This is a genomic window from Acidovorax sp. SRB_24 (genome assembly GCF_012931925.1).
Genome location: NZ_MWOM01000054.1, coordinates 20,879 through 27,906, shown reverse-complemented (window position 1 = coordinate 27,906; position 7,028 = coordinate 20,879). Strand labels below are relative to the sequence as shown.

Sequence of the window (7,028 nt, the reverse complement as noted above, 5' to 3'; positions counted from 1 at the left end):
CTGGGCACCTACGACGACCAGCTGGCCAAGGCGCGCAAGCACCTCGACGCGCACGACGTGGTGTTCGTGCCCGGCGTGAACGAAGACCTGGCCGCCACGGCCGTCTGGGGCACGCAGATGGCCGAGATCGGTGGCGATGGCCGCTTCGACGGCGTGTTCTCGATCTGGTACGGCAAGGGCCCGGGCGTGGACCGCAGCGGCGACGCCTTCCGTCACGGCAACCTGGCCGGCAGCTCCCAGCACGGCGGCGTGCTGGTGCTGATGGGCGACGACCACACCTGCGAATCGTCCACCACCTGCCACCAAAGCGAGTTCGCCCTGGTCGACGCGCAGATGCCGGTGCTGTCGCCGGCCGGTGTGTCCGAGCTGGTCGAATACGGCCTGCTGGGCTGGGCGCTGTCGCGCTACAGCGGGGCCTGGGTGGGCATGAAGTGCATCAAGGACACGGCCGACGCCTCGGGCTCGGTGGAAATTGACGATGCAGGGCTGGCCATCGCGCTGCCCGAGTCGGACGGCCTGCCGCCCGACGGCCTCAACATCCGCCTGCCCGACACGCCGCACGCGCAAGAATTCCGCCTGGTCAACCACAAGCTCGATGCGGCGCGGGCCTTTGGGCGCGCCAACGGCATCGACCGCGTGGCCTTTGGCCAGCGCGAGGGCGCGCGGATCGGCATCGTCACCTCGGGCAAGAGCTGGCTCGACCTGCGCCAGGCGCTGGCCGACCTGGGTATCGACGAGGCGCGCGCGCAGCAACTGGGCCTGGTGGTCTACAAGGTGGGCATGGTGTGGCCGCTGGAGCCGCAGGGCATTGGCGAGTTTGCGCGCGGGCTGGACCTGGTCATCGTCATCGAAGAAAAGCGTGCGCTGCTGGAAGCGCAGCTCAAGGAAATCCTGTACGGCGCGGCCGATGCGCCGCGCGTCATCGGCAAGAAGGACGAGCAGGGCGCCAAGCTGTTCCGCGTCGAGATGGCGCTGGACGCGGCGCAGATCGCCCAGGTCGTCGGCCACCGGCTGGCGGCCGTGGAGCCGGCGCTGCTGGACACCGTGCACGCCCTGGCCCGGCGCAAGCCCGTGCTCGGCGCGGTGGATGTGATGGCGCGCAGCTTCTATTTTTGCGCCGGCTGCCCGCACAGCACGTCCACACGCATTCCCGACGGCAGCCGCGCCTATGCCGGTATCGGCTGCTCGTGGATGGCGCAGACCATGGGCCGCGACACCCTGGGCTACACCCAGATGGGCGCCGAGGGCATGGCCTGGGTGGGCGAGGCGCCGTTTTCCAAGCGCTCCCACATGTTCCAGAACATGGGCGACGGCACCTACTTCCACTCGGGCCTGCTCGCCATCCGCGCGGCGGTGGCGGCCAAGACCAACATCACGTTCAAGCTGCTCTACAACGACGCGGTGGCCATGACCGGCGGCCAGTGCCACGACGGCCCGCTAGACCCGGTGCGCATCACCCAGCAGGTGCATGCCGAAGGGGTGGCGCGCATTGCCGTGGTGACCGACGAGCCCGGCAAGTACGACGGCGTGACCGGCTGGGCACCCGGCGTCACCGTGCACCACCGCGACGAGCTCGACGCCGTGCAGCGCCTGCTGCGCGAGCTGGAGGGCACCACGGTGCTGGTGTACGACCAGACCTGCGCCGCAGAAAAGCGCCGCCGCCGCAAGCGCGGCACTTTCCCCGATCCAGACAAGCGCGTCGTCATCAACCCCGCCGTGTGCGAGGGCTGCGGCGACTGCGGCGTGCAGTCCAACTGCGTGGCCGTGGTGCCGCTGGAGACCGACCTGGGCCGCAAGCGCGCCATTGACCAGTCGGCCTGCAACAAGGATTTTTCGTGCCTCAAGGGCTTTTGCCCAAGCTTTGTCACCGTGAACGGCGCCAAGCTGCGCAAGGGCGTCGGCAGCAAAGGCGGGCAGGGCGCCGAGCCTGCACTGCCCGAACCCACGCTGCCCGACCTGCGCCATGGCGTCTACAGCATGGTCATCACCGGCGTGGGCGGCACGGGCGTGGTCACCATCGGCGCGCTGCTGGGCATGGCCGCGCACCTGGAAGGCAAGGGCTCGGGCGTGCTCGACATGGCGGGCCTGGCGCAAAAGGGCGGCTCGGTGTGGACGCATCTGCGCTTTGGCATCGACACCGCCGCCATTGCCGCCGTGCGCGTGGCGCCGGGCGGGGCCGATGCCATCATGGGCTGCGACCTGGTCGTGGCCGCATCGGGCAACACGCTCACCATGGCGCGCAAGGGCGCCACGCGGGTGTTGCTCAACAGCCAGGAAGTCATGCCCGGCGCGTTCGTGCAGAACCCTGACCTGCAGTTCCCCACCAACCCGCTGGAGCAGGCCGTGGTGCGCGCCGTGGGCAGGGAGCAGGTGGAAGTAATCGACGCCGGCCGCCTGGCGCTGGCGTTGTGCGGCGACGCCATTGCCACCAACCTTTTCATGCTGGGCGCGGCCTACCAGCGCGGCCTGGTCCCGGTGAGTGCGCAGGCCATCGAGCGGGCGATCGAGCTCAACGGCGCCGCCGTGCCGATGAACCTGGCCGCCTTCCGCTGGGGCCGCCGCCACGCGGTCGACCCGCAGGCCGTGCTGCAGCACGCCGGCCTGGGCGCAGCGCCCCAGCCGCTGGCCGAGCAATCGCTCGACACGCTGGTCGCGCGCCGCAGCAGCCTGCTGGAGGCCTATCAGAACAGCGCCTATGCCACCCGCTACCGCGCGCTGGTGGACGAAGTGCGCGCCGCCGAAGCGCGCCTGTGGCCCGGCCAGGACGAGATCGCCAAGGCCGTGGCCCAGTCGTTCTACAAAGTCATGGCCTACAAGGACGAGTACGAAGTGGCCCGCCTGCACGCCGCGCCCGAGTTCCGCGAGCAGTTGGCCGCGCAGTTCGAAGACCCGTCCAAGCTGACCTTTCACCTGGCACCGCCCGTGCTCAGCCGCATTGACCAGCGCACGGGTCGCCCGGCCAAGAGCGAATGGGGCGCCTGGATGATGACCGGCTTTGGCCTGCTCGCGCGCCTGAAGTTCTTGCGCGGCACTGCGCTGGACGTGTTCGGCTACAGCGAAGAGCGCAAGGCCGAGCGCGCGCTGGTCGCCTGCTACGAACAGCAGATGCGCGACCTGGTGGCGCAGCTGCGCGCCGACCAGCGCGACGCGGCGCTGGCGCTGGCCGCCGCGCCCATGCAGGTGCGCGGCTTTGGCCCGGTCAAGGAAGCCAATCTGCGCGCCTACGAGAAGAACGTCGAGCGCCTGCAGCAGCAACTGCAGGCACCGGCCGCCCAGCGCGTGGCGGTCGACGCGTAAGCAGCCAGCCCCTGCGTGAACCGCCCTCGCGTGCGCGGGGCGCGCGGGGGCGGCGTTCCTTTTAATTCCAGCCTTTCAGACCCGACCCATGTCTACTCCCAGCCCCGCCGCATCCCCCAACGCCTGCGCCGCCTTGCCCCGCGGCAGCCTGGTGGCCCTGCTCACGCCGTTCAATGCCAACCAGAGCATCGACAAACCCGCGCTGCGCCGCATGGTGGACTGGCACATTGCCCAGGGCACGGTGGGCCTGGTGATTGCCGGCACTACGGGCGAGTCGTCCACGCTGTCGCACCACGAACACCACGACCTGATCGCCACGGCGGTGGAATACGCCGCAGGCCGCATCCACATCATGGCCGGCGTCGGCGCCAACTCCACAGGCGAAGCCGTCAGCCTGGCCCGCTTTGCCGCCCAGGCCGGCGCGCACTCGCTGCTCAGCGTCGTGCCGTACTACAACAAGCCCACGCAGCGCGGCATGGTGGCGCACTTCACGGCCCAGGCCGACGCCACCGCGCTGCCCCTGGTGCTCTACAACGTGCCCGGCCGCACGGTGGTCGATATGGTGGTGGACACCGTGGCCACGCTGGCACGGCACCCCCACATTGCCGGCCTGAAAGACGCCACCGGCGACATGGCCCGCGCCGCCGCGCTGCTGGAAGCGGTGCCAGAAGATTTCATGCGCTACAGCGGCGACGACTTCACCACGCTGCCCTACCTGGCCCTAGGCGGCCACGGCGTGATCTCGGTGGTGGCCAACATCGTTCCCGCCGAAGTGGCCGCCGTGTGCCGCGAGATGGAGTCAGGCCAGTGGCTGGCAGCACGCGAACGTTTTGTGAAACTGCTGCCCTTGACCCGCGCCCTTTTCAGCGAGAGCAGCCCGGGGCCGGCCAAGCTCGCCGCTGCGTTGTTGGGGCAGTGCGAGGCGACGCTGCGGCTGCCGTTGTGTGGGGTGGGGGAGGGGACGGAGAAGGCAGTGAAGGAAGCGCTGGCGGTTTAGGGCAAAGCGAGTTCTGATGCTAGCGGGGGGCGCGGTTGCTGTCGATGGTGCAGCCAGTGACGATCTAGGCACGAGTGCAAGCGGTCTTTTCGCGCCAGTTTGAAATCAAAACGACCGCGCAGCGCCGTTGAATTCTGATTGAAGTCAGAAGTAGTCACTGAAGAAAAGCACGAGGGGACGTTGAACTTATAAGTGCGGGCAGTCGGAGCGTGTGCCGACATGGGCCATATATGGCCCGTTTGTAGGTAGCATTCTCGACTGCAGCGTTATGCCCCAATGCCATCATTTTTTGGGAGAGCCTTGCCTGCGCGTTCCACAAGCGCAATAGCTTTTTCAAGTGCACTAATATCTGGCATAGACTCCTCCGCCCTTTTAAATGCATTCGTTCCGGTAATATTCCAGTGCTCGAAAGCTTCTTTTACTTGAGACCATTCGGCTGCTGCACCGTAGGATTCTAAGTAAAATTTGCCGAAATTTATCGCATGCCTGCGATCTGCGTTTTTTAGCGCCTCCTGCATGTATGAGTTTCCGAGGAGAAATGCATATTTCGCAAGACCTGCTAGAAGGGCGATTGCGACTAGGCCCTTAAATACCGCGAAGGTTAAAAATTCCCATGTTATTGGGCTTGGAATGGTTGCTGTGCTCGATAGCGTAAGGTATGCGAAGAATGCTATTGCTGTCGCTAATGATGCGGCGCCAACACCACTCCATAGTTTTGATATTGTGTGAAACTGATTTTCTTTTGCATCCAATGTTTCAAGTGCATCTGCAACATAATCCTTTGAAGTGCGCTCGATCTTTTTTCTGCTTTCTTCGTTGTATCTCTCTTTTTCAAGAGTAAGATCCAATAAGGCCTGCTGCAGTTTTTGTTCGCGTTCTGCAATTTCTGTTTGTAATCTCTCACGAAGGCTTTCAATTTCAGCCTGACGTTGCATTAGCCTTTCTTCGATGTCACGATGCCTAAACGTTAGTTGTTTCTCACGTTGAGCGAACATCTTTTCGCGCTCTTGTCGTTCTTTCTGAAATTCTGCCTCACGCGCAAGTTGCTCTTCTTTTGCGCGTTTTCGATATGTATCGAACTCGTATTGTTGAATCTCGAGCATCTCCCGATATTCGGTGAGTTCTTTCTTGCGATTTGTGAGTCGGGCGTATTCATCGTCCTTCATAGATCTGATGCGATCTTCTTCCATTCGGTCTTGCATAAAAGGACTCGTTTCAGTTCATAACGGTAGAGTTCAGCGGCCTTAGCCCGTGAACGAATTTGTTACAAACACTATAGCTTGCGAACCCGAGTTGGCCTATGTGCAGTGGGGTGCAATGTTTGTGAATCGCACGGTTTGCGGCATTTGCGCGACAGGGACAAGAAAATTGAGTTTTTTGTGTTGTTGAGCAGTGAGGGGGGCCGCTTCCGGGGGTGATTACAACGTCCGTTCTGGCTAGAAAGGCGGCACTGCGCACACCGTCAAATCACAATACTCTAAGATCTCTTGTGCTATAAAAAAAGTAGCTGCTATCGCTTACCCATAAAGCGCTAGCAGCCTTTTTTATGCTGAGAATCTAACCATCAGCGCGGCACAATCTTCCCGCTGTACTTCGTCTTCATATACGGCTGCACCCCACGCTGGCCATCAGCCGCAAACTGGATGGCCCCGGTCGCACCCTCATAGTTCTGCCCCACCGCACGCAGCGCCTGCTTTACGGCATCGGGCTGCGTATTGCCCGCCCGCTGCACGGCAGCGGCCGCCATGCGCACGCCGTCGTAGGCGTAGCCCGTGTACGACGATTTGAAGCCGTGGCCGTAGCGGGTTTCGTACGCGGTCTGGAAGCCCTTGCCTTGCGGCCCCACGGCGTTAACGTCCATGCCCTGCTGCCCTTCGACATGCGCGGGCGCGCTGTCGGTGGTGCACATAGTGTGGTAAATCGCGTACCAGGGCTTGGGCTTGTTCATGCCCAGGTCGAACGCCTCGCGGTTGATGACGGCGGCCTCCTGGCCGTAGGCGCTGTACACATACGCGTCCGGTTTTGCCCGCTCCATTTGCTGCAGTTCGCGCCGGTAGGTGGATTGGCCCGCGGTGTACAGCACCAGCGACACCACCTGGCCGCCCAGCGCTTCAAAGTTCTTCTGGAACTCGGGCGCAATGCCCTGGCCGTAGGCGTTGTTGGGTGCGATGAAGGCGACCTTGCGCGCGCCCTGGTCCCACAGGTCCTTGGCGGCGAATTGGGCCGATGCGGTGTCGAGCCCGATCACGCTGAAGCCGCCGTCGCCAATGCTGCGCACGGCCGGGCTGGAGCTGCCGTGGTTGATGAAGGGCAGGCCTTGCTTGACGACGTATTGCCCCACGGGGATGGTCAGGCTCGATGAGTATTCGCCAAACACGGCGGCGACCTTGTCGACGTTGACCAGCTTCTTGGCGGCTTCGAGCGCGCTGACGGCGCGGCCGCCGGTGTCTTCAATGATCAGTTGCACGGGCTGGCCCAGCACGCCGCCGCTGGCGTTGATGTCATCGATGGCGATCAGCATGCCGCGCCGCTGGTCTTCGCCCACGCTGGCGCTGGCGCCGGTGAGCGAGAGCACAGCGCCGAACTTGACCTGGGCGTGGGCCGGCGCGGTCAGCAGGCCGAGCGCGGCGAGGGCGCTGGCGCAGAGAACAAGGCGGCGGACAAGGGGGCGTGGCTGGGGCATGGCGCTTACTCCGGTGGGTGGGTTGGGATCAAGGCAAACGAAACAGAAACG

At 64.2% G+C, this 7,028-nt stretch carries 4 protein-coding genes; 2 read left to right on the top strand and 2 right to left on the bottom strand.

Annotated elements, in window-relative coordinates:
* Together B2J89_RS16170 and dapA are read left to right on the top strand one after the other, a co-directional pair.
* Nucleotides 1-3,297: indolepyruvate ferredoxin oxidoreductase family protein (locus B2J89_RS16170; protein ID WP_169170028.1), on the top strand; the 3,297-nt coding region annotated here is incomplete at its 5' end.
* Nucleotides 3,298-3,385: 88 nt separating this feature from the next.
* Nucleotides 3,386-4,294: a 4-hydroxy-tetrahydrodipicolinate synthase gene (dapA, locus tag B2J89_RS16165; protein WP_169170053.1), complete on the top strand. Its 909-nt coding sequence runs from the start codon at nucleotides 3,386-3,388 to the stop codon at nucleotides 4,292-4,294.
* A 266-nt stretch (nucleotides 4,295-4,560) separates the two neighbouring features.
* Here the strand turns inward: dapA and B2J89_RS16160 are convergent, their stop codons facing one another.
* On the bottom strand, nucleotides 4,561-5,484 hold the full coding sequence (locus tag B2J89_RS16160; RefSeq protein ID WP_169633211.1) for a hypothetical protein: 924 nt from the start codon (nucleotides 5,482-5,484) through the stop codon (nucleotides 4,561-4,563).
* 374 nt (nucleotides 5,485-5,858) lie between these two features.
* Nucleotides 5,859-6,977 carry an ABC transporter substrate-binding protein gene (locus B2J89_RS16155; RefSeq protein ID WP_169170051.1) on the bottom strand — a complete coding sequence of 373 codons (1,119 nt, stop codon included), beginning with the start codon at nucleotides 6,975-6,977 and terminating at the stop codon, nucleotides 5,859-5,861.
* Nucleotides 6,978-7,028 lie beyond the last annotated feature (51 nt).

What these genes read in the sequence shown, in the direction of transcription:
- B2J89_RS16155 (WP_169170051.1), bottom strand. Translation starts at nt 6,977, where the DNA reads ATGCCCCAGCCACGCCCCCTTGTCCGCCGCCTTGTTCTCTGCGCCAGC.
- B2J89_RS16160 (WP_169633211.1), bottom strand. Translation starts at nt 5,484, where the DNA reads ATGGAAGAAGATCGCATCAGATCTATGAAGGACGATGAATACGCCCGA.
- dapA (WP_169170053.1), top strand. Translation starts at nt 3,386, where the DNA reads ATGTCTACTCCCAGCCCCGCCGCATCCCCCAACGCCTGCGCCGCCTTG.